At 73.5% G+C, this 26,355-nt stretch carries 24 protein-coding genes; 10 read left to right on the top strand and 14 right to left on the bottom strand.

Features of this window, described 5'->3' with window-relative positions; all coding sequences use genetic code 11:
• Positions 1–816 carry an IclR family transcriptional regulator gene (locus Ae150APs1_RS03850; RefSeq protein WP_010228210.1) on the top strand — a complete coding sequence of 272 codons (816 nt, stop codon included), beginning with the start codon at positions 1–3 and terminating at the stop codon, positions 814–816.
• Between the two features lie 76 nt (positions 817–892).
• Positions 893–1,792, top strand: a complete 900-nt coding sequence (locus Ae150APs1_RS03845) for a DedA family protein (protein ID WP_249266203.1) — start codon at positions 893–895, stop codon at positions 1,790–1,792.
• A gap of 28 nt (positions 1,793–1,820) precedes the next feature.
• Here the strand turns inward: Ae150APs1_RS03845 and Ae150APs1_RS03840 are convergent, their stop codons facing one another.
• From Ae150APs1_RS03840 to Ae150APs1_RS03815, 6 genes are read right to left on the bottom strand one after another with little or no spacing between them, the layout of a single operon-like run.
• Positions 1,821–2,438, bottom strand: a complete 618-nt coding sequence (locus tag Ae150APs1_RS03840) for a bifunctional 4-hydroxy-2-oxoglutarate aldolase/2-dehydro-3-deoxy-phosphogluconate aldolase (protein ID WP_249266202.1) — start codon at positions 2,436–2,438, stop codon at positions 1,821–1,823.
• On the bottom strand, positions 2,435–3,439 hold the full coding sequence (locus Ae150APs1_RS03835; RefSeq protein ID WP_249266201.1) for a sugar kinase: 1,005 nt from the start codon (positions 3,437–3,439) through the stop codon (positions 2,435–2,437). Before Ae150APs1_RS03835 ends, Ae150APs1_RS03840 begins: the two co-directional genes overlap by 4 nt.
• The gene (locus tag Ae150APs1_RS03830; protein WP_075295836.1) at positions 3,429–4,583 is read right to left on the bottom strand and encodes an ABC transporter ATP-binding protein; all 1,155 of its coding nucleotides are present in this window, start codon (positions 4,581–4,583) and stop codon (positions 3,429–3,431) included. Before Ae150APs1_RS03830 ends, Ae150APs1_RS03835 begins: the two co-directional genes overlap by 11 nt.
• A gap of 4 nt (positions 4,584–4,587) precedes the next feature.
• Complete coding sequence (locus Ae150APs1_RS03825) at positions 4,588–5,424, bottom strand: carbohydrate ABC transporter permease (RefSeq protein ID WP_075295834.1); 837 nt, start codon at positions 5,422–5,424, stop codon at positions 4,588–4,590.
• Entirely contained in the window at positions 5,421–6,383 is a 963-nt protein-coding gene (locus Ae150APs1_RS03820; protein WP_083679916.1) for a sugar ABC transporter permease, read from the bottom strand. Before Ae150APs1_RS03820 ends, Ae150APs1_RS03825 begins: the two co-directional genes overlap by 4 nt.
• Positions 6,384–6,415: 32 nt before the next feature.
• Positions 6,416–7,687, bottom strand: a complete 1,272-nt coding sequence (locus Ae150APs1_RS03815; RefSeq protein WP_212567152.1) for an extracellular solute-binding protein — start codon at positions 7,685–7,687, stop codon at positions 6,416–6,418.
• 151 nt (positions 7,688–7,838) lie between these two features.
• On the opposite strand from Ae150APs1_RS03815, the gene dgoD reads away from it, so the two are divergent.
• Positions 7,839–8,984: a galactonate dehydratase gene (gene dgoD / locus Ae150APs1_RS03810; RefSeq protein WP_075295830.1), complete on the top strand. Its 1,146-nt coding sequence runs from the start codon at positions 7,839–7,841 to the stop codon at positions 8,982–8,984.
• A gap of 53 nt (positions 8,985–9,037) precedes the next feature.
• On the opposite strand, the gene Ae150APs1_RS03805 is transcribed toward dgoD, so the two are convergent.
• Entirely contained in the window at positions 9,038–10,468 is a 1,431-nt protein-coding gene (locus Ae150APs1_RS03805) for a sulfatase-like hydrolase/transferase (RefSeq protein WP_075295828.1), read from the bottom strand.
• Between the two features lie 106 nt (positions 10,469–10,574).
• On the opposite strand from Ae150APs1_RS03805, the gene Ae150APs1_RS03800 reads away from it, so the two are divergent.
• On the top strand, positions 10,575–11,306 hold the full coding sequence (locus tag Ae150APs1_RS03800) for an IclR family transcriptional regulator (protein ID WP_075295826.1): 732 nt from the start codon (positions 10,575–10,577) through the stop codon (positions 11,304–11,306).
• Between the two features lie 96 nt (positions 11,307–11,402).
• On the opposite strand, the gene Ae150APs1_RS03795 is transcribed toward Ae150APs1_RS03800, so the two are convergent.
• Genes Ae150APs1_RS03795 through Ae150APs1_RS03785 form a run of 3 tightly spaced genes read right to left on the bottom strand, consistent with a single transcriptional unit; the run spans position 11,403 to position 14,981 of the window.
• Complete coding sequence (locus Ae150APs1_RS03795; protein ID WP_075295824.1) at positions 11,403–13,583, bottom strand: xanthine dehydrogenase family protein molybdopterin-binding subunit; 2,181 nt, start codon at positions 13,581–13,583, stop codon at positions 11,403–11,405.
• Positions 13,580–14,542, bottom strand: a complete 963-nt coding sequence (locus tag Ae150APs1_RS03790; protein WP_075295822.1) for a xanthine dehydrogenase family protein subunit M — start codon at positions 14,540–14,542, stop codon at positions 13,580–13,582. Before Ae150APs1_RS03790 ends, Ae150APs1_RS03795 begins: the two co-directional genes overlap by 4 nt.
• Positions 14,529–14,981 (bottom strand): (2Fe-2S)-binding protein, encoded by a 453-nt coding sequence (locus Ae150APs1_RS03785; protein ID WP_075295820.1) that lies wholly within the window; start codon positions 14,979–14,981, stop codon positions 14,529–14,531. The genes Ae150APs1_RS03790 and Ae150APs1_RS03785 overlap by 14 nt, the downstream gene beginning before the upstream one ends.
• A 192-nt stretch (positions 14,982–15,173) precedes the next feature.
• On the opposite strand from Ae150APs1_RS03785, the gene Ae150APs1_RS03780 reads away from it, so the two are divergent.
• Entirely contained in the window at positions 15,174–15,746 is a 573-nt protein-coding gene (locus Ae150APs1_RS03780) for a TetR/AcrR family transcriptional regulator (RefSeq protein WP_075295818.1), read from the top strand.
• A gap of 7 nt (positions 15,747–15,753) precedes the next feature.
• Here the strand turns inward: Ae150APs1_RS03780 and Ae150APs1_RS03775 are convergent, their stop codons facing one another.
• On the bottom strand, positions 15,754–16,200 hold the full coding sequence (locus Ae150APs1_RS03775; protein WP_075295816.1) for an Rrf2 family transcriptional regulator: 447 nt from the start codon (positions 16,198–16,200) through the stop codon (positions 15,754–15,756).
• A 188-nt stretch (positions 16,201–16,388) separates the two neighbouring features.
• Here Ae150APs1_RS03775 and Ae150APs1_RS03770 point away from each other — a divergent pair, with 188 nt between their 5' ends.
• A complete protein-coding gene (locus Ae150APs1_RS03770; protein WP_075295814.1) occupies positions 16,389–17,513 on the top strand; it encodes an NADH:flavin oxidoreductase in 1,125 nt (374 codons plus the stop codon).
• A gap of 41 nt (positions 17,514–17,554) precedes the next feature.
• On the top strand, positions 17,555–18,391 hold the full coding sequence (locus Ae150APs1_RS03765) for an SAM-dependent methyltransferase (RefSeq protein WP_249266200.1): 837 nt from the start codon (positions 17,555–17,557) through the stop codon (positions 18,389–18,391).
• A gap of 13 nt (positions 18,392–18,404) precedes the next feature.
• Here the strand turns inward: Ae150APs1_RS03765 and Ae150APs1_RS03760 are convergent, their stop codons facing one another.
• Positions 18,405–19,112, bottom strand: a complete 708-nt coding sequence (locus Ae150APs1_RS03760) for a CPBP family glutamic-type intramembrane protease (protein WP_060575772.1) — start codon at positions 19,110–19,112, stop codon at positions 18,405–18,407.
• Between the two features lie 129 nt (positions 19,113–19,241).
• On the opposite strand from Ae150APs1_RS03760, the gene Ae150APs1_RS03755 reads away from it, so the two are divergent.
• Complete coding sequence (locus Ae150APs1_RS03755) at positions 19,242–20,414, top strand: histidine kinase (protein ID WP_010226143.1); 1,173 nt, start codon at positions 19,242–19,244, stop codon at positions 20,412–20,414.
• Entirely contained in the window at positions 20,402–21,091 is a 690-nt protein-coding gene (locus tag Ae150APs1_RS03750) for a response regulator transcription factor (protein WP_075295812.1), read from the top strand. Before Ae150APs1_RS03755 ends, Ae150APs1_RS03750 begins: the two co-directional genes overlap by 13 nt.
• Before the next feature lie 9 nt (positions 21,092–21,100).
• On the opposite strand, the gene Ae150APs1_RS03745 is transcribed toward Ae150APs1_RS03750, so the two are convergent.
• Both Ae150APs1_RS03745 and Ae150APs1_RS03740 read right to left on the bottom strand, forming a co-directional pair.
• Positions 21,101–23,167: a DEAD/DEAH box helicase gene (locus Ae150APs1_RS03745; protein ID WP_139316795.1), complete on the bottom strand. Its 2,067-nt coding sequence runs from the start codon at positions 23,165–23,167 to the stop codon at positions 21,101–21,103.
• Between the two features lie 367 nt (positions 23,168–23,534).
• Positions 23,535–25,457 carry a S9 family peptidase gene (locus tag Ae150APs1_RS03740; protein ID WP_170918038.1) on the bottom strand — a complete coding sequence of 641 codons (1,923 nt, stop codon included), beginning with the start codon at positions 25,455–25,457 and terminating at the stop codon, positions 23,535–23,537.
• A gap of 170 nt (positions 25,458–25,627) precedes the next feature.
• Between Ae150APs1_RS03740 and Ae150APs1_RS03735 the strand changes: the two genes are divergently transcribed.
• Positions 25,628–26,341, top strand: coding sequence for a GntR family transcriptional regulator (locus Ae150APs1_RS03735; protein WP_060575775.1), 714 nt, complete (start codon positions 25,628–25,630; stop codon positions 26,339–26,341).
• Positions 26,342–26,355: the final 14 nt, after the last annotated feature.

The following is a 26,355-nucleotide window of genomic DNA, read 5'->3' as shown; positions in this document are numbered from 1 at the left end:
ATGCGGAAGAACGTGTCCGACGACGACGTGGCGGCCGAGGTGGCCGGTGGCGTCCCCGCGCGCTCCGGGACCGTCCAGGCCGTCGAACGGGCCGTCGACCTGCTCGAGGCGATGGCCGACGCAGGCGGCACCGTGAGCCTGTCCCACCTCGCCGCCAGCTCCGGGCTGCCGCTGCCCACGATCCACCGGCTCGTCCGGACCCTGGCCGGGCGCGGCTACGTCCGGCAGCAGTCGTCGCGGGAGTACGCGCTCGGCCCCCGCCTCGTGCGGCTTGGGGACACCGCGGGCCGGCTGGTCGGCGTCTGGGCCCAGCCGCGGCTGGCGAGCCTGGTCGACGAGCTGGGGGAGAGCGCCAACCTGGCGATGCTCGAGGGCAACCAGGTCGTCTACGTGGCCCAGGAGCCCGGCCGGCACTCGATGCGGATGTTCACCGAGGTCGGGCGCCGCGTGTCGCCGCACTGCACCGCCGTCGGGAAGGCGCTGCTCGCCCGCATGCCGGCCGACCGGGCGCGGGAGATCCTGCGGCACACCGACTTCGTCCGGCACACCGACAACACCGTCACCGACATCGACCAGTTCGGCGCCGAGCTGGAGAAGGTCCGTGCGACCGGGTACGCGATCGACGAGGGCGAGCAGGAGCTCGGGGTGCGGTGCGTCGCCGTCGCGCTGGACGGGCCGTTGCCGGCCGCCGTCTCCATCTCGGGGCCGACGACCCGGATGACCGACACCCTGGTCGACTCCGCCGTCCCGAGGCTGAAGGCGGCCGCCGACGCACTGGTCGCCGAGCTCGCCCGGCAGGACGCCGCCGGCGCCTGACTTGACCGTGCCGTAACGGCATCGTGTCGACTGCTCCCACCGACGACGAGCGACGGGAGCAGGAGCGATGACCAGGATGGACGAGCACACGGACGGCCGGGCACCGGGGACGAGCTGGCCGCGGCGCAGCGAGCGGGATGCCGCGCGGAGCACGACGGAGCCGATCCCGGTGGTCCCCGCGGCGGGTGCCGCCGCCCCGGCTCCGCCGGCCCCGCGGAAGCGTTTCCGGTGGCGTAGCAAGGACTACTCGCCGGAGGAGCTGGCCGAGGCGAAGCAGGCGTGGCGGGACGCCGTGCCGTGGGACCACCCGATGTCGCGGGGCGACAAGTTCCTGGTGTTCGCGACCTTCGGTGTCGTGCTGTTGATGATGGCGTCGATGCCGGTGCGGCCGTTCCTCCTGGCGTCGCACCCGATCGCCCTCAGCGCGGTCACCGGCAGCCTGTCGGCGATCGGTGCCGGTGCCGCGTTCGCCCGGATCGGTGAGGGCGCACTCTGGCTGGTGGTCGCCGCCGGCGTGTTCGGGATGATCAAGTTCGACTGGCTGTTCTGGCTGGCCGGCCGCCGGTGGGGCGAGAAGATCATCGAGTTGTGGGCGCCGGGCGACGTCGCGAAGCGGTTCGTGGCGCGGGTCCGGTCCTGGCCCGCGTGGGCGATGCCGCTGGTCGTGATGGCAGCGGCGCTGCCGGGGATCCCGGCACCCGCCGTGTTCGCGGTCGCCGGGCTGAGCGGCATGGGGCTGGTCCGGTTCCTGGTCTTCGACGCGATCGGCGCCGCGATGATCACCGGCCTGGTGGCGGGGCTGGGCTACGGGGTCGGACAGCACGCGGTCGACGTGGTCCTGATGATCGACGACTACGCCCTGTGGATCACCCTGGGACTGGTGGCCGTGGTGTCGGTGCGCGCGGGCTACCGCGGCTACAAGGAGGACCGGGAGAAGAAGGCCGCCCGCGCCGCGGCCGCTCCGGGTGAGGGCTGACCGGGCCCCGGCCGGCGGCGCCCGTCCGTCACCCCGTGCCCCCGACGACGGCCGCGAGCCGGCCCAGCTGGTCCGGGTCGTCCAGCGCCGACCCGACGGCGACCATCGACGCCCCGGCCGCGAGGTAGTCCGGCGCGCACCGGGCGTCCATCCCGCCGGTGGCGACGAACGAGACCTCGGGGAACGGCCCGCGGGCCATCCCCGTGAACCAGCGCAGGCCCAGCGCGTCGGCCGGGAACGCCTTCACCCACGTGCAGCCGAGCGCCACCGCGGCCTGGATCTCCGAGGCGGTGGCGACCCCGGGCAGGTGCGCGATGCCCCGCTCGGCACAGCCCGTCACGATCCGGGCGTCCAGGCCCGGGGCGACGCAGAACGGCACACCGAGCCGCTCGCACACGTCGACCTGCTCGGGGCGGGTGACGGTGCCCGCCCCCACCGGCAGGCCCCGCTCACGCCCCTCCGCCAGCACCGCCTCCAGCACGGGGACGGCGTCCGCCGACCCGATCGGGACCTCGACCAGCTCGATGCCGAGGTCCCAGGCGGTGCGGGACAGACGCAGGGTCTCGGTGACGGGCAGGTTCCGCAGGATCGCCATCACCCGGTGGCCGGCGAACAGCTCCTCGGCAGGGTTCACAGCAGGGTTCACAGCAGCGCCTCCAGCTCGTGCAGCCCGGTGCCGCGGCGGGCCGCCCAGTCGTCGGTGGTGCCCTCGGCGAGACGGCGGATGCGGTCCGCCTCCGGCAGCGGGGGCAGGTCGCCGATGTGCCGCAACGCGAGCGCCGCCATGAGGTGGCCGAGCCGGGCCCGGTGGGCGGCGTCGTACCCGGCCAGGAGCCCGGCGAGGTACCCGGCCGCGAACGCGTCCCCGGCTCCGACCGGCTCGATCACGTCGACCTGCAGGGCCGGGACGAAGACCTCCGCGGTCCCGGTGAACACGGTCGCGCCCCGGTCGTCGTCCTTCACGACGACCTCGGGGACGCCCGGCAGCAGCGCGCGGACCGCTGCGGCGTCGGGGGTGTCCCACAGCCGCTCCGCCTCGTCCCGGCCGACGATCACGACGTCGGACGCGCGGGCGAGCTCCAGCAGCCGGGGCGCGGCCGAGGCCGCGGACCAGAGCCCCGGACGATGGTTGACGTCGAAGCTGACCAGCGGGCCTGCGCCCTTCCGCCCCCGCACGATCCGCTCGAGGAGCGCGTCGCAGGACGCGGACAGGGCCGGGGTGATGCCGCTGAGATGGCACAGCCTGCGGTCGGGCAGCCGCAGTGCGGGCAGGTCGTCGGTGGACAGCGCCGAGGCGGCCGACCCGCGCCGGTAGTAGTAGACCGGGCTGCCGGGCACGGCGACGTCCTTGACGTAGAGCCCGGTGGGCAGCGCCGGGTCCGCCGGCGCCCGGTCCACCTGCACGCCGCGCTCCCGGAGCAGGTCGAGCACCCGCGTCCCGAACGGGTCCGCACCGATCCGGCCGAACCACTCGACGTCGGCGCCGAGGTGGGCCATGCCGACGGCGACGTTGGCCTCGGCACCGGCGACCCGCACGTCCAGGTCGGGGGCGCTCGTCAACGGCCGGCCGCTGGACGTGGCCAGCTGGATCATCGTCTCGCCCACGCACAGCGTGGACGCGACCGGTGCGGCGTGCTCAGAGCTCAACCCGCACTCCCGTCTCCGGGGCGAACCAGCCGGCCCCGGTGGTGTCGAGGTGGACGTGGCACGGCGCGCCCGGGTCCAGCCGGACGTCGCCGGGCATCCGGGCCAGCAGCGGCTCCTCGGGCGCGGTGTCCCCGTCCAGCCGGAACCCGACGATCGTCTCCGCCCCCAGGTGCTCGACCGTGGTGACCCGCGCCGCGAGGCCGTCACCGGTGGCCCGCTCGGCGGGGTCCACCCGGATCCGCTCGGCCCGCACGCCCATCCGGATCGTCGTGCGGCCCTGCGCGGTGAGCGCGGCGGCCGCCCCGGTGGTGCCGGGGACGGCGACACCGCCCACCCGGAGCCGGCCGTCGTCCACCTTGGCGTCGACCAGGTTCATCGGCGGCGACCCGATGAACCGGGCCACGAACTCGTTGGCCGGGCGCTCGTAGATCTCGCGGGGCTCGCCGTACTGCTGGACGACGCCGTCGTTCAGCACGACGATCCGCGTGCCCATGGTCATCGCCTCGACCTGGTCGTGCGTGACGTAGACGAAGGTCTTCCCGACCCGCGCGTGCAGGGCGGAGATCTCGGCCCGCATCTGGGTGCGGAGCTTCGCGTCCAGGTTGCTCAGCGGCTCGTCGAGCAGGTACACGTCCGGCTCGCGGACCAGCGAGCGGGCCAGCGCGACCCGTTGCCGCTGCCCGCCGGACAGCGCCTTGGGCCTGCGGTCGAGGTATCCGGTCAGCTCCAGGGTCGCCGCGACCTCCTCGATGCGGGCGCTGACCTCGGGGCTGCGCAGGATCGCGCGCCGGGCCAGCCCGCCGAGCACGGGGACGTGGTGCCACCAGCGGGCCCGGTCCATGACGAGCGGGAACCCGATGTTGGCGCGCACCGTCATGTGCGGGTAGAGCGCGTAGCTCTGGAAGACGAAGGCGATGTTGCGCTGGCGCGGGGTCAGGTCGTTGACCACCCGGTCGTCGAACCGGATCTCGCCGGAGCTCAGCTCGGTGATCCCGGCGATCATCCGGAGCATCGTCGACTTCCCGCAGCCGGACGGGCCGAGCAGGACGAGGAAGTCCCGGTCCGGCACCTCGGCGTGGAAGTCCGCGATCACCGGGGTGTCCCCGAAGCTCTTCGAGACCTGGTCGAACACGATGGACGGCATCGGCTTATCCCTTCACCGACCCGGCCGTGAGGCCGGAGACGATCCTGCGCTGCATGAGCAGGAAGAACACGATCGCGGGCAGGGTGAACACCAGCGCCGCGCTGAACACGGTGTCGAGCGGGGTGAGGTACTCCCCGATGAAGGACGCGAGCCCGGTGGAGGCGGTCCAGCTGTCCCGCTCGGACATGAACGTCGTGGCGAACAGGTACTCGTTCCACCCGTCGAAGAACACGATCACCGCGGCGGCCGCCATCGACGGCGCGACCAGCGGGACGAGCATGATCTGCAGGATCCCCAGCGAGCCCGCGCCGTCGACCCTGGCCGACTCCTCGATCTCGTAGGGCACGCCGTCCATCGCGGCCTTGAGCAGGAAGGTCGCCACCGGCATCGCGAACGCCGTGTTCGCCAGCACGAGCCCGAACAGCTCGTTGAGCAGCCCGAGCGCGGCGAACATCGAGTACAGCGGCACCACCAGCAGCGCCTCGGGCAGCATCTGGGTCGCGAAGAACCCGCAGCCCAGCAGCCCCTTGCCGGTGAACCGGTAGCGGGACAGCGCGTACGCGGTGAGCGTGGCCATCAGCAGGCTGAACAGCGTGGTGCCGAACGCGACGACGGCCGAGTTGCCCATCCACCGCAGGAACGGGGTGTCGGAGGTGAGGACCGAGAAGACCTCGAGCGAGCGGGTGAAGTCCGGGAGGAGGGTCTGCCCGCCGCCGTAGAGCTGGTCGGTCGGGGTCATCGCGGTGTTGACGATCCAGTACAGCGGGAAGCCGGCGAGCACGGCCAGCGCCACGGCCAGCAGCGTCCGCGCCCCGGCCCCGAGGTTGCGACGGCCGATCACGAGCCCGCCTCCTGCCGCGCGTTGCGCCGCTCGATCGCGAAGTAGACGGCGGTGACGACGACCGACAGGCTCAGGCCGACGACGCCGATCGCGGCGCCGAGGCCGAGCCGGCTGTTGTTGAACGCCTCCCGGTACAGCGAGACGACGACGGTGTTCGTGGCGTCCACCGGCCCGCCGCCGGTCAGCAGCCAGATGATCTCGAACCGCCGGAACGACCAGATCGTCATCAGCAGCCCGGCGATCTTCAGGGTGGGGGCCAGGAACGGCAGGACGACGAGGCGGAACGTGGCCAGCGCGTCGGCGCCGTCCACCCGGGTGGCCTTGTACAGCTCCTCCGGGACCGACTGCAGCGCGGCCAGCACCACGAGCATCACGAAGGGCGTGACCTTCCAGACGGTGGCGACGAGGACCGAGACCATCCCGAAGTCTGGGTCGGTCAGCCAGCCGGCCTCGCCGATCCCGAGCGCCCGCAGGCCGGTGTTGGCGACACCGGCCGAGTCGTTGTAGATCCACCGGAAGACGAGCGCGACGGCCACCGTCGGGACGGCCCACGGCATCACGATCACGGCGCGGGCGAGCAGCCGGCCGGGGAACGCCCGGTTCAGCACGACCGCCGAGACGGTGCCGAGCACCAGCGCACCGGCCACGGTGGCGGCGGAGTAGACGAGGGTGGTGAGCACCGAGCGGAGCAGCGCGCTGCCGGAGAACAGCTGCGCGTAGTTCTCCAGGCCGACGAACGAGCCGCCGTTCGGGCGCAGCAGCCGGGTGTCGGTGACGCTCAGGCCGATGCCCCACAGCAGCGGGATCCCGGCGAAGACCAGCAGGAAGACCGCGCCGAGGCCGGCGTAGGCGTACGGCGCGAGGGTGCGGCGCGGCCGGCGCCGCGCCGGGGCGGCCGTCGCCGGTGGGGCCGGGCGGGACGCGGTGGCCGCGCCCGGCGGAGCTGCGGGACCGGGCATCGTTGCTCCAGACGTGTCGGGCTGGGTGGGGCTCACCGCAGCTGCTCGGCGTCCTGCTGGGCCTCGGCCAGGGCCTCGGCGGCGCTCACGTCGGAGGTGAGCACCTGCTGGACACGGGTCAGGACGATGTTGCGGATCTGCGGGGTCTCGGTCTCGAACCCGGGGACGACGAGGCTCTGCGAGTCCTCGAGCTGGGTGTAGAACGAGTCCACCCACCGGTTCGCGGCGACCTTCGCGGCGGGCGGCGCGACGGTCGTGCCGTTGCCGGCCGGGAACTGGGCGTCGGCGAGGCCGCGCTGCGGGCCCTCGGTGTACATCCAGTGCAGGAAGTCCTTGGCCAGCGCCTGGTTCGGTGAGTTCGCGTTGATCGCGATCACGTTGGACTGGGCGCCGGACGATCCGCTGGGGAAGGGGAGGACCGCGGAGCCGACGTCGGCCGGGGTCAGCGCGGAGCTGTTGGCCAGCGCGCTGCTCACCACGGTCGCGTTGTCCAGCACGAATGCGACCTCACCGGCGCCGAACTTGCTCCGGAACGTGGAGGCGTCGTCGCCGACGGCGAAGGCCCCGGAGGAGTAGATCCGGGCGAACGCCTCCACGGCGGCGACGTTCTGCGGGCTGTCGATCGTGAGGCGGCCGTCGGTGGACCAGCCGCCGCCGTACCCGTAGACCCAGCTGGCGAAGTCGTCCCACCAGGCGTCCTCCTCGTTGAGCTGGTGCCGGGTGGCGAAGCCGATCTTCCCGGTGCGCTCGTGCACCCGGGTCGCCGCGGCGAGCAGCTCGTCGAACGTGCGCGGCGGCTCGGTGACACCGGCCTCGTCGAGGAGGCGCTGGTTCCAGAACAGCGCGTACGGGGCGACACCCCAGACGAGGCCGAGCCGGGACCCGTCGACGCGCAGCTCGGCGTTGTTCGGCCGGAGCGTGGCCTCCTGCCCGGGATCGAGGACGTCGTCGAGCGGGACCAGCACGTCGGCGTCGGCCATCGTGTGGAAGAACGGCGCCGGGCTGGCCAGGAGGTCCGGCCCGCCGCCGGAGCCGATCTGGGTGCTGATCGTCTTCTCGTAGTCGGCGCGCGTGATCGCGACCGGTTCGATCCGGGCGGCGGGATTGGCCTCGTTGTAGGCCTCGACGGCCTCGAGGATCTTCTCGCCGCGGCCGGGTTCGTTCCACTGCCAGTTGGCGAACGTCAGCGTCCCGCCCGCCTCCGGTGGGGCACCGGGCCCACCTGCGGGTGCGGAGCCGCACCCGGCGAGCAGGAACGACGCCACCGCCATCGCGACGAGGGCCACCCCGTGTCGACGCACCACTACCCCTCCTTGGGTTCCGTGCCGGGACACGCCGGTGTGCATCGAGCGATTGCAAATAATGCAATCATTTGTGCAATATCCGGAGTGCGACTTACCCTAACTAGGCCCGGCGGCGTGTCAACCCGCATCCACAGGCGACGAAGGAGTCCTGGTGAAGATCGCTCGTGTCGAGACGTTCCTGGTCCCGCCGCGCTGGCTGTTCCTGCGCATCGAGACCGACGACGGCCTCGTCGGCTGGGGCGAGCCGGTCGTCGAGGGGAGCGCGGAGACCGTGCGTGCCGCGGTCGGCCAGCTGGCAGAGCTGCTGCACGGGGCCGACCCGTCACGCATCGAGGACCTGTGGCAGACGATGACCCGCGGCACCTTCTACCGGGGCGGTCCGGTGTTCGCCAGTGCCGTGGCGGGGGTCGACCAGGCGCTGTGGGACATCGCGGGCAAGCGGTTCGGGGTGCCGGTGCACACGCTGCTCGGCGGGCACGTCCGTGACCGGATCCGGATCTACGGCTGGATCGGCGGTGACGAGCCCACCGAGGTGGCCGACGCTGTCGCGGCCCGTGTGGAGTCCGGCCTGACGGCGGTGAAGATGAACGCGAGCGGCCGGATCGGGCCGCTCGCGACGCACCGGGAGCTGGACGGTGTGACCGAGCGGGTCGCCGCGGCCCGCGAGGTCCTCGGGCCGGACCGCGACGTCGCCGTCGACTTCCACGGCCGGGTCGGTGCGGCCGACGCGCGACGGCTGCTCGCCGCACTGGAGCCGCTGCGGCCGCTGTTCGTCGAGGAGCCGGTCGTCCCGGAGAACGGGCACCTGCTGCCGCGGATCGTCGAGTCCAGCTCGGTGCCGATCGCCACCGGCGAGCGGTTGTACTCCCGGCAGGACTTCCTCCCCGTGCTCGACGCGGGGGTCGCGGTACTGCGGCCGGACCTCTCGCACGCCGGCGGCATCTCGGAGGTGCGCCGGATCGCCGCGCTCGCCGAGGCCCACGGTGCGCACATCGCCCCGCACTGCCCGCTCGGGCCGATCGCGCTGGCCGCCAGCCTGCAGGTGGGCTTCGCCGCGCCGAACCACCTGATCCAGGAACAGAGCATCGGCATCCACTACAACGACGACGGCGAGGTGCTCGACTACGTGACCGACCCGTCGGTCCTGGAGTTCGGCTCGGGCTGGATCGAGCGGCTCACCGGGCCCGGGCTCGGGGTGGAGATCGACGAGGCCGCCGTCCGGGACGCGGACCGGCGCGGGCACGCCTGGCGCAGCCCGACCTGGCGCTACCCGGACGGCTCGCTCGCCGAGTGGTGACCGCCCCCGGCGGGGCCCGGGTGCGGCCGGGACCCGCCGGGGTGTCCACGTCGTCAGCGGAAGGCGGCCTTCCACGGGGCCGTGGTGAGCGCGCTCTGTGCGCGCCACCGCGAGATCACCCCGAGCAGCTCGCGGCGGACCTCGTCGTACGCGGGGTCGTACCAGAGGTCGTGCTCCTCCTGCGGGTCGCGCTCGAGGTCGAAGAGCTGCCCACGGTCGTCGTCGACGAGCTCGACCAGCTTGTACCGGTCGTCGCGGACCATCGTCATCAGTGCGGTCCCGGTGAGCACCTTGTCCCGGGCGTGCTCGGAGAACGCGTGCTCGCGGCCCGGCCACTCCTCGCCCTGCAGCGCCGGCAGCAGCGACCGGGCCTCCATCCACTCCGGCGGCTGAACGCCCGCCAGCTCCAGCACCGTCGGGCCGACGTCCATCAGCGAGGTCAGTCCGTCGATCCGCCGGTCCGCGGCGACCCGTCCCGGGCCCCAGACGATCAGCGGCACCCGGACGCTGGGCTCGTACATCGTCCACTTCTGGATGTGCCCGTGGTCGTTCAGGCAGTCGCCGTGGTCCGAGGCGAACACGATGACCGTGTCGTCGAGCACCCCGCGCCGGCGCAGCGCCTCCACGATGCCCGCGACCTGGTCGTCGATCATGGACACGTTGGCCATGTAGTGCCGGCGCTGGCGGTCGATCTGCTCGTCGTCCGGGTCGGCCAGGTGGACGACCGAGTCGTGGTCGGTCTCCTCGTTGTGCCGGCGCAGCTCCTGCAGCGCGACCGGCTGCGCGGCGAGGTCGTCCGCGGTGCGGACGGCGGGCGGCATGGGCACGCCGTCGTAGCGCTCCAGTGCCTCCGCGGTCGGGTCGTACGGCGGGTGCGGTCCCGGGAACCCCACCTGCAGGAAGAACGGTCCGTCGCCGGTCCAGCGGTCCAGCCACATCTCGGCGAGCCCGCCGACGAACGTGTCGGAGTGCAGGTCGTCGGGGGCCTCCCAGACGAAGGCACCCATCCGCTGCCGGTAGTCGGGCCGCTCGCGGTAGACGCCGCGGCCCGGCTTGGTCACCCCGCGGGTCCAGAACGCCTTGTCCCACTGGTCGAGGTAGTGCGGGTTGGTGAGCGGGAAGCGGTCCTTGTTCTCGACGACGTGCCGCTCGTGGAACCCGGCGGACGTCTCGTAGGGGTAGGTGTGCATCTTGCCGACGTTCACGCACCGGTACCCGGCGCCGGCCAGCTGTTCGACCCAGCTGTGGTGCCAGGGGTCCTCGTTGCGCAGCACCCCGGTGGAGTGCGGGTACATGCCCATGAACAGGCTCGCCCGCGACGGGGCGCACGACGGCGCCGTCACGTAGGTGCGTGTGAAGGCCGTGCCCTCGGCGACCAGCCGGTCCAGGGTGGGGGTCCGCGCGTGCTCGTGGCCGAGCGCGCCCACCGTGTCGAACCGCTGCTGGTCGGTGATGACGAAGACGATGTTGGGTGGGCCGGCCACGACACTCCTCCGGGTGGTTGCAATAATTGCAATCGCTGTTGAGAATGATGCAGCCGGAGCCTAGCCGCTCCCGTCAAGCCGCTCCGCAGACCGAGAAGGGCCCCCGATGTCGTCGACCGTCCACCGGGCCACCCAGATCATCGAGCTGATCGCCGAGGGACCCCGCAGCACCGCACAGGTGGCCGAGCACTTCCAGGTCCACCCGTCGACGATCTTCCGCCAGCTCCAGACGCTCGAGCGTGCGAGCTTCCTGATCCGCTACTCGGACGGCACCTTCGCGATCGGGCCGCGCATAATCGCGATCGCCCAGCAGGCCCTGGAGAAGCTGGACCTGCGCCGGATCGCGCACGACGCCGTCCGGCGGCTGCACGAGCAGACCGGACACACCCTGCACCTGGCGCAGCTCATCGAGGGGCAGGTGCTCTACATCGACAAGGTCGAGGACGCCTCGGGCATCCGGATGTACTCGCGGATCGGGCTCCCGGTGCGGCTCAACTGCACAGGGGGCGGCAAGGTCGTGCTCGCCCAGCTCCCGGCGGCCCGGCGGGCGGAGCTGCTGGCCGACGCGGACTGGACGCGGCACACCCCCGCCACCCTGGGTCCCGACGAGCTCGACCGGGAGCTCGACCGGATCGCCGAGCGCGGCTGGGGGGTGGACGACGGCGAGCACGAGGAGTTCGTGAACTGCCTGGCCGCGCCGATCGCCGATTCCACCGGGACCGTCGTCGGCGCGCTGTCGATCACCTCGATCCGGATGGTCGCCGATCTCGGGGCGCTCCGTGAGCACCTCGACCGCCTGCTGGACACCACCCGGACGATCTCGGCCGCGCTGGGGTGAGCGGGGCGCACCGGGCCTTTCGTGATCACCCGGTCCGGCCGGACCCGGCCACCCGGCGCCGTGTCGGCGGGCGGGTGGCCGGGGGCCGGTGGACGGTCAACCGTCCTCCCCGAGGAGGTCCTCGAGCATGATCGGGATGTTCCGGACCCGGACGCCGGTCGCGTCGTGGACCGCGTTGGCCACCGCCGCGGCCATGCCGACCACCCCGATCTCGCCGAGCCCGCGGGCCCCGACGGGGTTGTGGAAGGTGTCGGGGTGCTGCACGAACTCGACGTCGATCTCCGGGATGTCGGCGTTCACCGGGATCAGGTAGCCCGCGAGGTCGCCGTTGGCGAGCCGGCCGTCGCCCTCGATCTCCAGTCCCTCGTGGAGCGCGGCCGACACGCCCCAGATCATGCCGCCGAGGATCTGGCTGCGGGCCGCCCGGTCGTTGACGATCCGGCCGGCGTCGAAGACGCCGAGCATCCGCGAGACGCGGATCTCGCGGGTCCACCGGTGCACCCGGACCTCGCAGAACTGGGCGCCGAACGAGCTGAACGAGTGCTTGGTCAGCTCCTCGCCCGGGGCGGACGAGCCGACGGCGGCGACCGACGCGTGGCCGGTCGCGCGCAGCACCTCGCCGAACGTCATGCTCGCGCCGTCGCGGGTGAGCACCCGGCCCTCGGCGTAGGTGACCTCGGCGCCCTCGAACGGCCCTCCCGGTCCGGCGGCCAGCCCGAGCAGCCGGTCGAGGACCTGCGGGGCGGCGACCATGATCGCCGAGCCGACGCTGGCCGTCCCCGTCGAGCCACCGGACATCCCGCCCGCCGGCAGCTCCGAGTCGCCCAGCCGGGGTGTCACCCGGGAGGCGTCGACGTCGAGGTTCTCGGCGCCGACCAGGGACATCACGGTCAGCAGGCCGGTACCCGGGTCCGCGCCGCTGGTGGCGACCTCGGCGGTGTCGTCGTCGTGCAGAGTCACCCGGACCGACGCCGGGAACCGCAGCGCCGGGAACATCGCGGTCGCGGTGCCGACCCCGACCTGCCAGTCGCCGTCGGTCCGGTCCCGCCGCCGGCTCTCCGACCAGCCGAACCGGGCGGCACCCAGCGCGAAGCACTCGTCGAGGTACTTGCTCGACCACTGGAGGTCCTTGCCGGGCGGTGCGAGCGAGCTGTTCCGCAGACGGAGCTCGATCGGGTCCATGCCCAGCGCGACCGCCAGCTCGTCGATCGCGCTCTCCAGCGCGAAGGAGCCGGGCGCCTCGCCCGGTGCGCGCATGAACGTCGTCGGCGGGACGTTGAGCGGCACCATCTTCTGGCTGATGGCCAGGTTCGGCGTGGCGTACCACTCGCGCGAGGTGCCGTGCGAGGTCGGCTCGACGAACGAGCGGTCCATCGGGGTGCTGGACCACGAATCGTGGCGCAGGGCGACCAGCGAGCCGTCCTTCCCGGCGCCGACCGTCAGCCGCTGCACCGTCGCCGGCCGGGTCGCGGTGGCGGTGAACACCTGCTCGCGGGTGAGCGCGGCCTTGACCGGCCTGCCCAGGTCGCGGGCGGCGGCCGCGGCGAGGAAGGCGGGCACCGACGTGTGCCCCTTCCCGCCGAAGGCACCTCCGACGTACGGGTTCACCGCGTGCACCGCCGCGTGGTCGAGGCCCAGCGCGTCGGCGACCGACGCCGCCTGCAGATCCGAACCCTGGTTCCCGCTGTGGAGGGTCAGCCTGCCGTCCTCCCACACCGCGACGGCGGAGTGCGGCTCCATCGCGGCGTGGTTCTGCGTCGCGGTGGTGTAGGTGGCGTCGACGACGACCGGGCTCGCGGCGATCGCGTCCTCGATGGACCCGACGCCGGACGCGAGGACGGCGAGCGACGGCGGCGACCCGTCCATGGCGGGCGGTGCGTCCTCGGCGGTCGCGAGGCCGTCCTGCATCGAGGTCGACGCCGGCCGGGGCCGGTAGGTGACGTCGACGGTCGCCGCCGCGTCCCGTGCCTGCTCGAACGTCTCGGCGACCACGAACCCGACCGGCTGGCCGTAGTACGTGACCTCCGTGTCCTGCAGGGGGACCCAGGTCCGGCCCAGCATCGTCTCGGGCGTGCGCAGGGTCAGCGGCTCGAACGGCGTGTAGACGGCGACGACGCCGGGTGCTCCCCGGGCCGCGGTGACGTCCATGGCCGTGATCTCGCCGTGCGGGATCGTGCTGAGGACGACGTACCCGAACACGGTGCCGGGCGGCGTGTGGTCCGCCCCGTACCGCGCCCGGCCGGTGACCTTCAGCGGTGCCTCGAGCCTGGCGCTCATGCGGGGTCCTCCTGCATCGCCTCGGGCAGTGCGCGGACCACGGTCCGGCGCACCAGGGGGAGTTTGAACGCGTTCCCGGACAGCGGGCGGGCGCCGTCCGACGCCACCGCGGCCGCCTCCTCGAAGGACGCCTGTGTCGCGGGGGCACCGCGCAGCGCGTCCTCCACCGCGGGCAGCCGCCAGGGGACGGTGGCGACGCCACCGACCGCGACCCGTACGTCGTCGACCCGGCCGTCGCGGACGTCGAGCGCGACCGCCGCCGAGCAGAGTGCGAACTCGTAGGACTGCCGGTCGCGCACCTTCACGTAGGTGGACCGGGTGAGGTGGTCGTGCCGCGGGACGAGCACCTCGCCGATCAGCTCTCCGGTGCGCAGGTCGTTCTCGACCTCCGGGGTGTCCCCGGGCGTGCGGTAGAAGTCGGTCAGCGCGACGGTGCGGTCACCGTCGGGCCCGGCCAGCCGGAGCCGGGCGTCGAGGGCGACGAGGGCGACCGCGAGGTCGCTCGCGTGGGTCGCCACGCACGCGTCGCTGGTGCCCAGGACCGCGTGCATCCGGTTCGCACCGCCGATCGCCGGGCAACCGCTGCCGGGATCGCGGCGGTTGCAGGGCACGGCGACGTCGCGGAAGTACCCGCAGCGCGTGCGCTGCATCAGGTTGCCGCCGATCGAGGCCATGTTGCGGAGCTGCTGGGAGGCGCTCAGCAGCAGGGCCCGTGCGATCACCGGGGGAGTTCCGGGGTGCGCCGCGACGTCGCTCATCCGCTCCAGTGCGCCGATCCGGAGACCGTCGGTGGTGTCGATGCCGCGCAGCGGCAGCGCGTTGATGTCCACGACCCGCTCCGGGGTGAGGACGTCCAGCTTCATCAGGTCGACGAGCGTCGTCCCGCCGGCGAGGAACGCACCGGGGGAGTCGAGGGCGTCGTCGACGGTGCCGGGTGCGGTCAGCTCAAACGGTCGCATCGGCCCGCCTCGCCTGCTCGACCGCCGCGACGATGTTCGGGTAGGCCGCGCACCGGCAGAGGTTGCCGGACATGAACTCCCGGACGTCGGCCACGTCCTGCTCGACCGCGGCGACGGCCGACATGACCTGCCCCGAGGTGCAGAAGCCGCACTGGAGGGCGTCCTGGTCGGCGAAGGCCTGCTGCACCGGGTGCAGCTCGTCCCCGGTGGCGAGGCCCTCCACGGTGGTCACCGGTTCCTGGACCGTCGCGGCCAGGGTGAGGCAGGAGAGCACCGGCCTGCCGCCGACGTGCACGGTGCAGGCACCGCACTGGCCCCGGTCGCAGCCCTTCTTCGGGCCGGTCACGTCGAGCCGCTCGCGCAACGCGTCGAGCAGGGTCACGCCCGGCTCGATGTCCAGTCGTTCGCTCGTACCATTGATGTCGAGGGAGATGTCCACTGTCTCTCTTTCCCGCGGGCCCCGGCCGGTCGCGGCCGTCGCAGGGGCCCGATGGTGGTCGGGTGGGTGAGTGTCGCCGTGTCCCACGCTAGCGGATAGTTATCCGCTCGGCAAAGCGTGCGTGTCCTCGCACGTCCGCGGTTCTGGACTACGGTGACCCGACCAGGACGAGGAACGACCGGGCGAGGAGCGATGACGAGCGGATCGGTCAGTCACCGCCGTGCGGACACGCGTCGCAACCACGACCGGATCCTCGCCGTCGCCGCCGAGTCGATCACCTGCGGCGAGACCTCGTTCAACGCCATCGCGAAGAAGGCGGGCGTCGGTGTCGGCACCGTCTACCGGCACTTCCCCACGCGGGACGCGCTGGTCCTCGCGGTGTACCGGCGCGAGGTCCGGCACCTCGCCGAGGTGGTCCCCGGCCTGCTCGAGTCGCTCAGCCCGGAGCAGGCGTTCCGCACCTGGGCGACCGACCACCTGGCCCGCTACATGATGACCAAGCGTGGCCTCGCCGGTGCGCTGCAGGCCGCGGGCCCGTCCGGCGAGGGCGTGGCCGCCGACGCGTACGCCGCGATGGTGGAGGCGGCGTCGACGCTGGTCCGGGCGAACGTCCGGGCCGGGACCGTGCGTGCCGACCTGGACCCCGAGACGGTGCTGCGCGGCCTCGGGGGCCTGCTCTACCTCGATCCGGACGGCGAGTGGCAGCGTCACGCCGCGGAGCTCACCGACCTGCTGTGGCGGGGGATGGCGGCCGGCGCGGGCTGAGGCGCGCTCAGGTCGTCGCGGGCTCCCGGTCGAGCCGCCGCATCTCGGCGACGGCGCCGGCGAGGGTGCGGTGCTCGAGCGACTCCAGCACCGCCCGCTCCGTCTCGGCGGTCAGCTCGGCGAAGTACCGGGCCGCGTTCCCGGTGTCCAGGCGGACGTGCTCGCTCTCCGGCCGGCAGGCCCACAGCGGCTTCTCGCCCACGGCGCAGCGGTAGATCTCGGCGAGGGTGATCCGCTCCGCCGGCCGGCTCAGCCGGGTGCCGCCGGTGCGCCCCTTGGTCGACACGATCAGCCCGCCCGCGCCGAGCGGCACCAGCAGCTTGCGGACGAGGCTCGGGTTGGTGCCGAGCGCCTCCGCCAGCTGTGCGGAGCTCGTCGTGGGCTCGTCGCGCTCGGCGGCGATCGCGAGGTACAGCATCGCCTGCAGGGCACTGGAGAACCGGATGTCCAGCACGGCGGGCCTCCCCTCCACGGTCGTGGCCACAGCGTACCGGCCGGACCGGCCACGTGAGAAACTGTAATGGTCACTGTTGCACTTCGGGCGCTCATATATATCTTTGATCAGAACACTTCGATCCGTTCCCGTCCGGACCCGCCGACGTGCCCGTGGACGGCCCCGTCATCCAGGAGCAGTGAACCGACATGTCCACGCGCGCAGCACAGATCCTCGCCCGGCCGCTCACCCTCGGCTCCGCCGAGCTGCCGAACCGGATCGTCATGGCCCCGATGACCCGGGCCTTCTCGCCCGGCGGCGTCCCCGGTGACGACGTCGCGGCCTACTACCGGCGCCGCGCCGCGGCGGGCACCGGACTGATCATCACCGAGGGCACCTACGTGGACGATCCGTCCGCGGGCGACGTGCCGACCGTGCCGTTCTTCCACGGCGAGGCGGCGCTGGCCGGCTGGGGCGAGGTCGTCTCGGGCGTGCACGAGGCCGGCGGCCGGATCATGCCGCAGCTCTGGCACGTCGGCATCACCCGCGCCCCCGGCAGCGAGCCGTTCCCGGAGGCCCCGACCGTCGGCCCGTCCGGCATCGGGCTGGACGGGACCGAGGACGCCGGTGAGGCGCTGACGGTGGCAGGCCTCGAGCGGATCATCGGCGCGTTCGCCGAGGCCGCACGGCAGGCGGAGCGGGTCGGCTTCGACGGCGTCGAGCTGCACGGCGCCCACGGCTACCTGATCGACGAGTTCCTGTGGGAGCGCACCAACCGGCGCACCGACTCCTACGCCGGCGGCCCGGCCGAGCGGGCGCGGTTCGCCGCCGAGATCGTCGCGGCGGTCCGCGGGGCCGTCTCGCCGGACTTCCCGATCGTCTTCCGGTTCTCCCAGTGGAAGGCGGGTGACTACGCCGCGAAGCTCGCGCGGACCCCCGACGAGCTGGCCACCGTGCTCACGCCGCTCGCCGACGCCGGTGTGACCGCGTTCCACGCGTCGGGGCGGCGCTACTGGGAGCCGGAGTTCCCGGAGTCCGGTTCGGACCTGAACGTGGCCGGATGGGCCCGCAAGGTCACCGGCAGGCCGACCATCACGGTCGGTTCCGTCGGCCTGGACCAGGTCTTCGCGCCGGAGATGTTCGCCGGCGGCACCGCCCGGGCCGGGGTGGAGAGCGTCGAGCGCCTGCTGGACCGCCTGGAGGACGACGAGTTCGACCTCGTGGCGGTGGGGCGCGCCCTGCTGGCCGACCCGGAGTGGGCGCAGAAGGTGCTGGAGGGCCGGGAGTCCGAGCTCGTCCCGTTCACCAAGGACGCGCTGCAGACCCTGCACTAGTCGTGCTGCCCGGGCACCCGGGGGTCGGTACCGTCCACGTCGTGGACACAGTGGGCAGCGAGGGTGATGCGCCGGTCCCGAACCTGGACGTGCCGAACCTGGCCCGGATGTACGACTACTACCTCGGCGGGTCCCACAACTTCGCCATCGACCGCGAGGCCGCGGACCGGGCCCTGCGGGCGGCGCCGCACGCCCGCACGTTCGCCCTGGCCAACCGCGCGTTCCTGGGCCGGGTCGTCCGCGGCCTGGTCGCGGCCGGGATCGACCAGTTCCTCGATCTGGGATCAGGGGTGCCGACGGTCGGGAACGTCCACGAGATCGCCCAGGCGGCGAACCCGTGGGCGCGGGTGGCCTACGTGGACATCGAGCCGGTCGCGGTCACGGCCGCCCGCCGGCTGCTGGCCGGCAACCCCCGCGCGACGATGACCCACGCCGACGTCCGTGACCCGCAGCAGGTGCTCGCGGCGCCCGGGGTCGCGGACCTGCTGGACTTCGGGCGTCCGGTCGCGGTGCTGGCCATCGCGATCCTGCACGCCCTGCCCGATGCCGACGACCCCGCCGGGATGGTCGCCGCGTACCGGGAGGCCTGCGCCCCGGGCAGCTACCTGGCCGTCTCCCATCTCGCGGCGACGAGCTTCTCCGCCGAGCAGCAGACCGTCGTCAACGAGGTGCTCGACACCACGCCCACGCCCGTCACGATGCGCACCCGGGAGCAGGTCATCGACATGCTCGCCGGGTACACGGTGCTCGATCCGGGCGTGGTGCTGCTTCCCCGCTGGCGCCCCGAACCCGGCGGGTCCGGTGACCCGCGCGAGGACGGGGACGCCAACGGCTACGGCGCGCTGGCCCGGCTGCCGGGCCCGTCGCCGGACCGCTGACCGGCGGCGCCGCTCACGACAGCATCACCAGGGTCAGGGCGAGCGTCGTGCAGACGACGTGCGCGGCGACCCCCGGCCAGACGGACCCGGTGCGCCGCAGGAGCTCCGCGGCGACGAGTCCGACGACGGCCGCGGACACCACACCGATGGACGCGGTGGGCAGCAGCGCGAGGACGAGCACCGCGGCGGCGGCCGACACGACCGCGCTGCCCAGCACCCCGACGACCGCACCGTGCCGCAGCAGCGCCGAGGTCACGACCCCGCGCAGCAGCAGCTCCTGCGCCACGGGTGTGACGAGGCCGAGGACCAGCAGGCCCACGACCGTCGTGTCCGGCCGGGCCCCGCCGAGCGGGACCCCGGCGGCGCCGAGCACCGCGGTGACCGCCACGGTCAGCGCCAGCGCGGCGACCCCGGCGCCGGCGCCGGCGAGCACGGCCCGCGCGGAGGCCCGGCGGACACCGACGGCGCTCCAGGACCGGACGCGCGCCCGGGCCGAGGTGGTGAACCCGCCGAGGGCGGCGACGGCGGGCAGGGCGAGCAGCGCGATGCCGTACCAGGGCCCCAGCGCCGCGGCGTGGTCGCCGAGGATCGGTGGGATCCGGTACACCGCGATCCCCATGAGGACCAGGCCGGCGACGATCTCGCCCCAGCCGGGCCGGACGGTGGTGGTTGCCGGTGGAGGCGCGGCCGTCGCACCGGTCTGTCGGGTCCGTGTGGACATGGGACGGACGCTAGGAAGGCCGCCCGGCCGCCCGGATCGGCCGACGGGCGCCGATCCTCCGACCGAAGTCGGAGAGGACGGGCCACGAGGGGGAGGAGCGGCCCCGGCCGCGGCCCTAGGCTCGGCGCCATGGGCTGGGTATCAGGCGAGGAGCGGGCGGCGTGGCGCTCCCGCGGGACCGACGCCACGCTGTTCGTGATCGCCGTCGTGGTCACGCTCCAGACCGCCGACCGGCGCCTCGGGATGCCCGGCCCGCTGCCGGAGTGGTTCGTCCACCTCGATCTCGTCGTCGGACTGCTCTGCTGCCTCGGGCTGTGGTGGCGGCGCCGGTACCCGGTCGCACTCGCGGCGACCCTCGTCGCGGTCTGCACGTTCTCCGAGTCGGCGAGCACGGCGGCACTCGTCGCGCTGTTCACCGTGGCGGTCCACTGCTCGACGCGGGTCACGCTGACGCTCACCGTGGCGAGCCTGGCGGCGTTCGGGGTGTTCTTCGGGTTCCGGCCCGAGCCCGGGATCCCGGCCTGGGTCATGGTCGTGCTGCTGGTCACCGGGCACGCCGCCGTCGTCGCGTGGGGCATGCTCGTGCGCAGCCGCCGCGAGCTCGTCGCGTCCCTGCGGGAACGGGCCTCGGTCGCCGAGGTCGAGGCGCGCCTGCGCGCCGAACGCTCCCAGCACGAGGCCCGGGAGACGCTCGCCCGCGAGATGCACGACGTCCTCGGCCACCGGTTGTCGCTGCTCAGCGTCCACGCGGGTGCGCTGGCCTTCCACCGGACGGCGTCGGCGGAGGAGACCGCACGGGCCGCTGAGGTGATCCGGGAGAACGCCCACCGCGCCCTGCAGGACCTCCGCGAGGTCATCGGTGTGCTCCGGGCACCGGTGGGAGAGCTCCCGCTGCCCGGCGTCGCCGACATCACCGAGCTGATCGACGAGACGGACCGGGCCGGGACCCCGGTCGAGCTGCGCGACGCCCACGCGGTGACGACCGGCGGGCGGGAGGTCCCCGAGACGGTGGGGCGGACCCTCTACCGGTTCGTGCAGGAGAGCCTGACGAACGCCCGCAAGCACGCTCCCGGCGCCCCCGTCGTCGTCCGGATCGAGGGCGAGCCCGGCGACCACCTGTCCGCGGAGGTCGAGAACCGGACACCGCCGGCGCCACCGGACGTCCCCGCCGCCCCGGCCGGGTCGGGGGAGGGTCTGCGCGGGCTGGCCGAGCGGGCGACGCTCGTCGGCGGAGGGCTGGACTACGGCCCGACGGCGTCGGGTGGGTGGCGGGTCGGGATGCGGCTACCGTGGCCGGCGTGAGCACCGAGCCCGCCCCGACCGTCGACGTGCTGGTCGTGGACGACGACCCGGTCGTCCGATTCGGACTGACGATGATGCTGCGTGGTGCCCCCGACATCCGGGTGGTCGCCGAGGCCGGTGACGGCGCCGAGGCGATCGAGCTCGCCGAACGGCACGCACCGGACGTGGTGCTCATGGACATCCGGATGCCCGGCACCGACGGGCTGACAGCGACCAAGACGCTGCGCCGGCGTCCCCGGTCCCCGCAGGTCGTCGTGCTCACGACGTTCGACGCCGACGCGCACGTCCTGCGGGCGCTGCGGGCCGGAGCGGCCGGGTTCCTGCTCAAGGACACCCCGCCCGACGAGCTCGTCCTCGCCATCCGGCACGCGGCGGCGGGGCGCCCGGTGCTCTCGCCCGAGGTCACCCGGCGGCTCATCGACCGCGTGGCCGGCGGAGGGGAGGACTCGGCCCGCGACGTGGCGCGCCGCAGGCTGGCGGTGCTCGCCGAGCGGGAACGCGCGGTCGCGATCGAGCTCGGCGCCGGACGGTCGAACGCCGAGATCGCCGCCCTGCACCACGTCAGCATCGCCACGGTCAAGACCCACGTCTCGGCCATCCTGACCAAGCTCGACCTGAACAACCGGGTCCAGGTGGCGCTGCTCGTCCACGACGCGGGTCTCGACCGGACGGGCTGAACCGCCCGGTCAGGTGCCGTGGTGCGCCGGGGTCTCCGACAACGCCGTCGTCAGCAGGGACACCATCGCCTCGAGCTGGATGTCGCCCGACGAGTCACTGTCGTCCTCGATGCCGTCGAGGGCCTGGTCGGCCAGCCCGGCCTTGCCGTCGATCAGCTCGGCGATCCGCGCGTCGATCGTCTGCGCGGCGATGACCCGCCAGGCGGTGACCGGCGCGGTCTGGCCGATGCGGTGGCAGCGGTCGATGGCCTGGGTCTGCTCGGCGGCGGTCCAGGACAGCTCCGCGAGCACGATGTCCGACGCGACCTGCAGGTTGATCCCCACCCCGGCCGCGGTGAGCGAGCAGACCGCGACGGCGACGTCCGGGTCGTTCGTGAACGCGTCGATGTTGCGCTGGCGCGCGGCGGCCGTCTGGTCACCGCGGATCGAGGCGAACCGCATCCCCTGCCGGACGAACATCTCCTCGGCCGTGTCCATCACCTCGACGTGCTTGGCGAAGAAGACGACCTTGCCGGCGCTGCGGGCGAGCTGGGCCGCGTAGTCGGCCGCGAGCCCGCCCTTGGCCCGGCCGATGCGGCGCATCGTGCCGAACACGTTGTCACCGCTCGGGGACGACAGCGCGTCCTTCTGCTCCCAGCGCGCGACCTGGCGCACCAGGTCGTGGTCGATGCCGTCGACGACCGCGCCGGACCGCCGGTTCGCGAGGGCGTCGGAGTAGCGCTCGACCATGCGCCGGGCGAGATCGCGTTCGGCCGCGCGGATCGACCGGCCGGCGGGGCCGTCGAGCTCGACGGGCAGGTCGGCGATGCGCCGCGCCGGGATGTCGGCGGCGACGTCGATCTTGCGCCTGCGGACGATGCCGAGATCGACGACGCACTGCCGGGCCGCGGCGTAGAAGCGCGGGTCGGCCGGCGTCAGCCCGGTCGCGGTCAGGGCGTTCATCAGGTCGGGCAGCGGCTTCTTCCCGTCGATCCAGCCCAGGAACTGCCAGATGGCGAGGAAGTCCTCGATGTCGTTGATCAGCGGGGTGCCGGTGAGGGCCATCAGCAGCGGGCGCGGGGTGAAGGCCCGGATCCGCTCGGACAGCTCCAGGACGTGCTGCGAACGCTGCGAGGTCTTGTTCTTGATGAAGTGCGCCTCGTCGATGACCATCCCGCGGAACCCGAAGCCGCCGAGCCACCCGACGTGCCGGTCGAGCACGTCGTAGTTCACGACGACGACGTCGGCGAAGCCGTCGATCGAGTCGCCGTCGCCGTAGATCACGGTGGCGGGGTGCCGCGGCGTCCAGCGCTCCGCCTCACGCACCCAGTTCGTCTTCACGACGTTGGGGACGACGACGAGCAACGGGTAGGCGTCCGCGGCCTCCGCGGCCAGCAGCGCCTGCGCGGTCTTGCCGAGCCCCGGCTCGTCGGCGAGCAGGAAGGTCCGGTGCCCGTCCGCGGCCGCCGCGACCAGCCCGGCCTGGTGGGGCATGAGGTCCGCGCGGCTCCGCGCGGGCCGGTCGTCCGGCTCGGGGAGGGACATGCAGGCCGAGGCTCCCGTCCCGGCGCGCTCGAACGACCGCAGCAGCGGGTCGAGCAGCTCCCAGCCGGTGAGCGGGGTGGGGCGGGTCGTGCTGGGCCGGGCGGCCGACAGGTCGGGTGCGAGGAAGGGGTTGGCCATCTGCCGCGACACGACCGACTGCGGCACCACCCCGGGCCTGCTCGCCGTGACCGTGGGCTCCGGGGGCGGGACGACCTCGGTGACCGTGCTGTCGGCCGGTTCGACGCCGGCCTCGCGCAGCACGTCGCGGGTGAGCGCCCGCGCCTCGTCGGAGACGACGGCGTCCTCGCTGAGCAGGGCCAGGAGCCCCGCGTCGCGGACGGCGGTCGACGCCAGCGTCCGCGCCAGCTCGTCGAGCCGCTTGAGCTGCTCGGACCGGCGCGCCTCGGTGGTCTGCCCGTCGGCGAGGATCCGCGCGCGCCCGTCACGCAGCAGCAGGGTCACCGCCTGGAACTTCGTGCGGGTCGCGGGGGTCACCCGGCTGTTCCGCAGCGCGGCCTGGACCTCGCGGACGGACCGGGCGAGCACGGTCATGACGTCGCTGCGCTCACCGCCGTGGTCGCGCCCACGCCTGCGGGACTTCGGGGACTTCGGTGTGTCCTGGCGAGCCCTGGTCTGGGGCCTGCCTCGTCGAGCCAACAACTTCTCCTTCGCCGAGCCGGCAGGGCGGCCGAACCGGCCCCACCGCGCAGGGTGCTGCGATCGGGTCACGAGCATCGGGGAATGCCGAGCGCGCCCCGAGACGTGTCCGGGACCTGCTGGGCGATCACGTCCGTGGATTCGTGCCTGCCGGAGCGCGTCGTCGTGCCTCCGGCCGGATGCGCCAGGTGTCCCGTGACCCGATGATATCCCGGTCCGCCGCGGAGCGCGATCGGCACGGCCCTGCGGCGGGTCGCGGGGGTCAGCCGGCCGCGGCCCGGCGGCCCCCGAGGTGCTCGGCGAGGTGCCGTTCGATCGCCCGGTGCAGCATGACCTGGTTCTCCGGGTTCTCGAAGCCGTGGCCTTCGTCGCCTGCCACGAGGTACTCGACCGGGACGCCGCGCTCGCGCAGCGGGGCCACGATGTTGTCGGACTCGGCCTGCACGACGCGCACGTCGTTCGCGCCCTGCGCGACGAGCAGCGGGGTGCGGATCCGGTCGACCATGGTGATGGGGGAGCGGCGCCGCATGTCCGCCAGCTGGTCGGGGTCGTCGGGGTCGCCGACGTAGCGGATCCAGTTGTTGGTCATGTTCGCGCGGACGAACGGGGGCAGCGTGGCCAGGAAGTTGGCCAGGTCGGAGATGCCGACGTAGTCGACGGCGGCGGCGAACCGGTCCGGGGTCACGGTGACGCCGACGAGTGCGGCGTAGCCGCCGTAGGAGCCGCCGGCGATCGCGATCCGGGCGGGGTCCGCGTACCCCTGCGCGACGGCCCAGTCGGCGGCGTCGATCAGGTCGTCGTGCATGGCGCCGGCGAACTCGCCGACCGCCGCGGTGAGGTGCCGGCGCCCGTATCCGGTGGAGCCGCGGAAGTTGACCTGGAGCACGGCGTAGCCGCGGTTGGCCAGGAGCTGGACGGTCCGGTTGTAGCCCCAGGTGTCGTGCATCCACGGTCCGCCGTGGACCAGGAGCACCAGCGGCAGGCCCTCCGGTGCGACGCCGACGGGCAGGGTGAGGAACGCGTGGAGCGGGAGGCCGTCGCGGGCCGGGAACCGGACCGCTGCCATCGGCGCCAGCCCGGCCGGGTCGAGAGCGGGGGCGCCGCCGTCGAGCCGCCGGGCGTCGCCGGTGGTGTGGTCGTAGAACCAGGTGGTCTGCGGCTCCCGGTCGTGCAGGAAGGTGACCAGCCAGCGCTGCTCGTCCAGGTCGGAGTGGACCCAGCCGAGCACGCCGTCGGACAGCGTCTCCAGCGCGGCCTGGATCTCGGCGAAGTGGGGGTCGACCGGCACGATCCGGGGCCGGTCCCCGGTGAACCGGGCGGCGACGACCTCGCCGGTGCGACGGCTGACGAACACCGTCGGCGGCAGGGCGTCCGACGCCGCGCTCAGGGTGTCGAGGCTGTGCCCCTCGACGGCGGCGAGCACGGTCTGCTCGCCGGTCGTGCGGTCGACCCGGAGCAGCCGGAGGTCGTCGGAGTCCTGGTAGTCGCCCACCAGGGCGGCGCTGCCGTCCGGCGTCGGGACGGCGAAGAGGCCCATCGGGTGCTCCGGCCCGCCGGCCCGGTGGACGACGTGCCTGCTGCCGGTCTCCGGGTCGGCGGCGGCGAGCTCGTAGGTGCCGTCGGCGTCCTGCGACACGAACCACGACGCCCGGCCGGTCCGGTCGACGAGGAAGGTCTCGGCCGGATCGGTCCGCTCCACCAGCGGGGTCCGCTCGCCGGTCGCGACGTCGATCCGGAACACGTCGACGTAGAGCGGGCGCGGGTTCATCCACGCGATGACGGTGCCGGGCACCGTGGTCTCCGGGTCGGCGGCGAACACCCGCGACCCGGGTTCCATCGGGGTCAGGTCGACGGCCGGCTCGTCGGGGGCGTCGAGGTCGACGCGGTGCAGGTGCCAGTCCTCGTTCCCGTCGGTGTCCTGGAGGTAGAGCAGCCAGCGGGGGTCGTCGGTCCACAGGTGGGTGGTGATCCCGCGGCGGGTGTCGTGGGTGACGCAGACGGCGTCGTCGTGGGTCTCGTCGATGCCTCGGACCCAGACGTTGCGGCGTCCGTGCGCCGGGGCGAGATAGGCGATCCGGGTGCCGTCGGGGGAGAGCGACGGGCTGCCGAACTCCGGGTCGGCGAAGAAGGTCTCGATGTCGATCAGTGCCGGTTGCTGCCCGGTCGGGCGTCCGGTCACGGTCATGGTGTGCTCCCCGGGTGTCGGTGTCGGGATCCATCGGACACCGTGCCGCTACGGCACACTCAAGTCCCGCTCCCCGTAGTCGCCCGATCTCGTCACACCACGGCGGGCCGGGCGATCCCGGGCTGCGTCGTGCGGCGCCGCGGCCACCCCTCGCCGGTAGGATCGTCGCCGTGGCACGAGCAGGGAAGGAGCAGCTCCGCGGGAACGTCGCGAGCGCGATCCGGGACCAGATCATGGCGCGGACCGTGCACCCCGGTGACACGCTCCGGCTCGGGCAGCTGGCCGAGCAGCTCGGCGTCAGCGTGACCCCGGTGCGTGAGGCCCTGCTGCTGCTGTCCCAGGACGGGTGGGTGCGCCACGAGCCGAACCGGGGGTTCCGGGTCGCGGCCATCCGGCGCAAGGACGTCGAGGACACCTACCTGATGTGGTCGACAGCGGAGGGCGAGATCGCGGCGCGCGCCGCCTCCCGCGCGACCGCGCGGGACGTGGACTACCTGCGTGAGATCGACCGGCGGATCCGCGGTGCGGACCCGGACGACGGGCACCTCGCCACCGAGCTCAACTCCACGCTGCACCACTACGTGTCGGTGATCGCCGACGCCCCGAAGCTGGACTGGTTCGCGCGGGCGGCGAGCAGGTTGGTGCCGTTGCAGTTCCCCGAGAACTTCCACGTGGTGCCCGGCTGGTCCGAGGTCAACCGCACCCAGCACGCCCCGTTGATCGACGCCCTCGCCGCCGGCGACGTCGACGCCTCTCGGGAGCGGACGGCTGCGCACTTCGCCGGGACCGGTGAGCTGCTCATGCGGTGGCTGGACTCGCTGGAGTTCTGGGGCGAGCCGGACATGCCGCAGGCGCCCCGGAGCCCGGGGCGCCTGGCGGGCTGAGCCGGCCCGGGCTC

It is taken from the genome of Pseudonocardia sp. Ae150A_Ps1 (assembly GCF_001932315.1).
Taxonomy (GTDB): domain Bacteria; phylum Actinomycetota; class Actinomycetes; order Mycobacteriales; family Pseudonocardiaceae; genus Pseudonocardia.
This window is presented reverse-complemented; position numbering and strand designations above follow the sequence as displayed.

Excerpts from the sequence above, each read along its gene's own strand:
- Ae150APs1_RS03770 (WP_075295814.1), top strand. The coding sequence starts at position 16,389 with ATGTCCACGCGCGCAGCACAGATCCTCGCCCGGCCGCTCACCCTCGGC.
- Ae150APs1_RS03845 (WP_249266203.1), top strand. The coding sequence starts at position 893 with ATGGACGAGCACACGGACGGCCGGGCACCGGGGACGAGCTGGCCGCGG.
- Ae150APs1_RS03780 (WP_075295818.1), top strand. The coding sequence starts at position 15,174 with ATGACGAGCGGATCGGTCAGTCACCGCCGTGCGGACACGCGTCGCAAC.
- Ae150APs1_RS03820 (WP_083679916.1), bottom strand. The coding sequence starts at position 6,383 with ATGCCCGGTCCCGCAGCTCCGCCGGGCGCGGCCACCGCGTCCCGCCCG.
- Ae150APs1_RS03830 (WP_075295836.1), bottom strand. The coding sequence starts at position 4,583 with ATGCCGTCCATCGTGTTCGACCAGGTCTCGAAGAGCTTCGGGGACACC.
- Ae150APs1_RS03740 (WP_170918038.1), bottom strand. The coding sequence starts at position 25,457 with ATGACCGTGACCGGACGCCCGACCGGGCAGCAACCGGCACTGATCGAC.
- Ae150APs1_RS03755 (WP_010226143.1), top strand. The coding sequence starts at position 19,242 with ATGGGCTGGGTATCAGGCGAGGAGCGGGCGGCGTGGCGCTCCCGCGGG.
- Ae150APs1_RS03850 (WP_010228210.1), top strand. The coding sequence starts at position 1 with ATGCGGAAGAACGTGTCCGACGACGACGTGGCGGCCGAGGTGGCCGGT.
- Ae150APs1_RS03760 (WP_060575772.1), bottom strand. The coding sequence starts at position 19,112 with ATGTCCACACGGACCCGACAGACCGGTGCGACGGCCGCGCCTCCACCG.
- Ae150APs1_RS03745 (WP_139316795.1), bottom strand. The coding sequence starts at position 23,167 with ATGACCGTGCTCGCCCGGTCCGTCCGCGAGGTCCAGGCCGCGCTGCGG.
- Ae150APs1_RS03795 (WP_075295824.1), bottom strand. The coding sequence starts at position 13,583 with ATGAGCGCCAGGCTCGAGGCACCGCTGAAGGTCACCGGCCGGGCGCGG.
- Ae150APs1_RS03790 (WP_075295822.1), bottom strand. The coding sequence starts at position 14,542 with ATGCGACCGTTTGAGCTGACCGCACCCGGCACCGTCGACGACGCCCTC.
- Ae150APs1_RS03800 (WP_075295826.1), top strand. The coding sequence starts at position 10,575 with ATGTCGTCGACCGTCCACCGGGCCACCCAGATCATCGAGCTGATCGCC.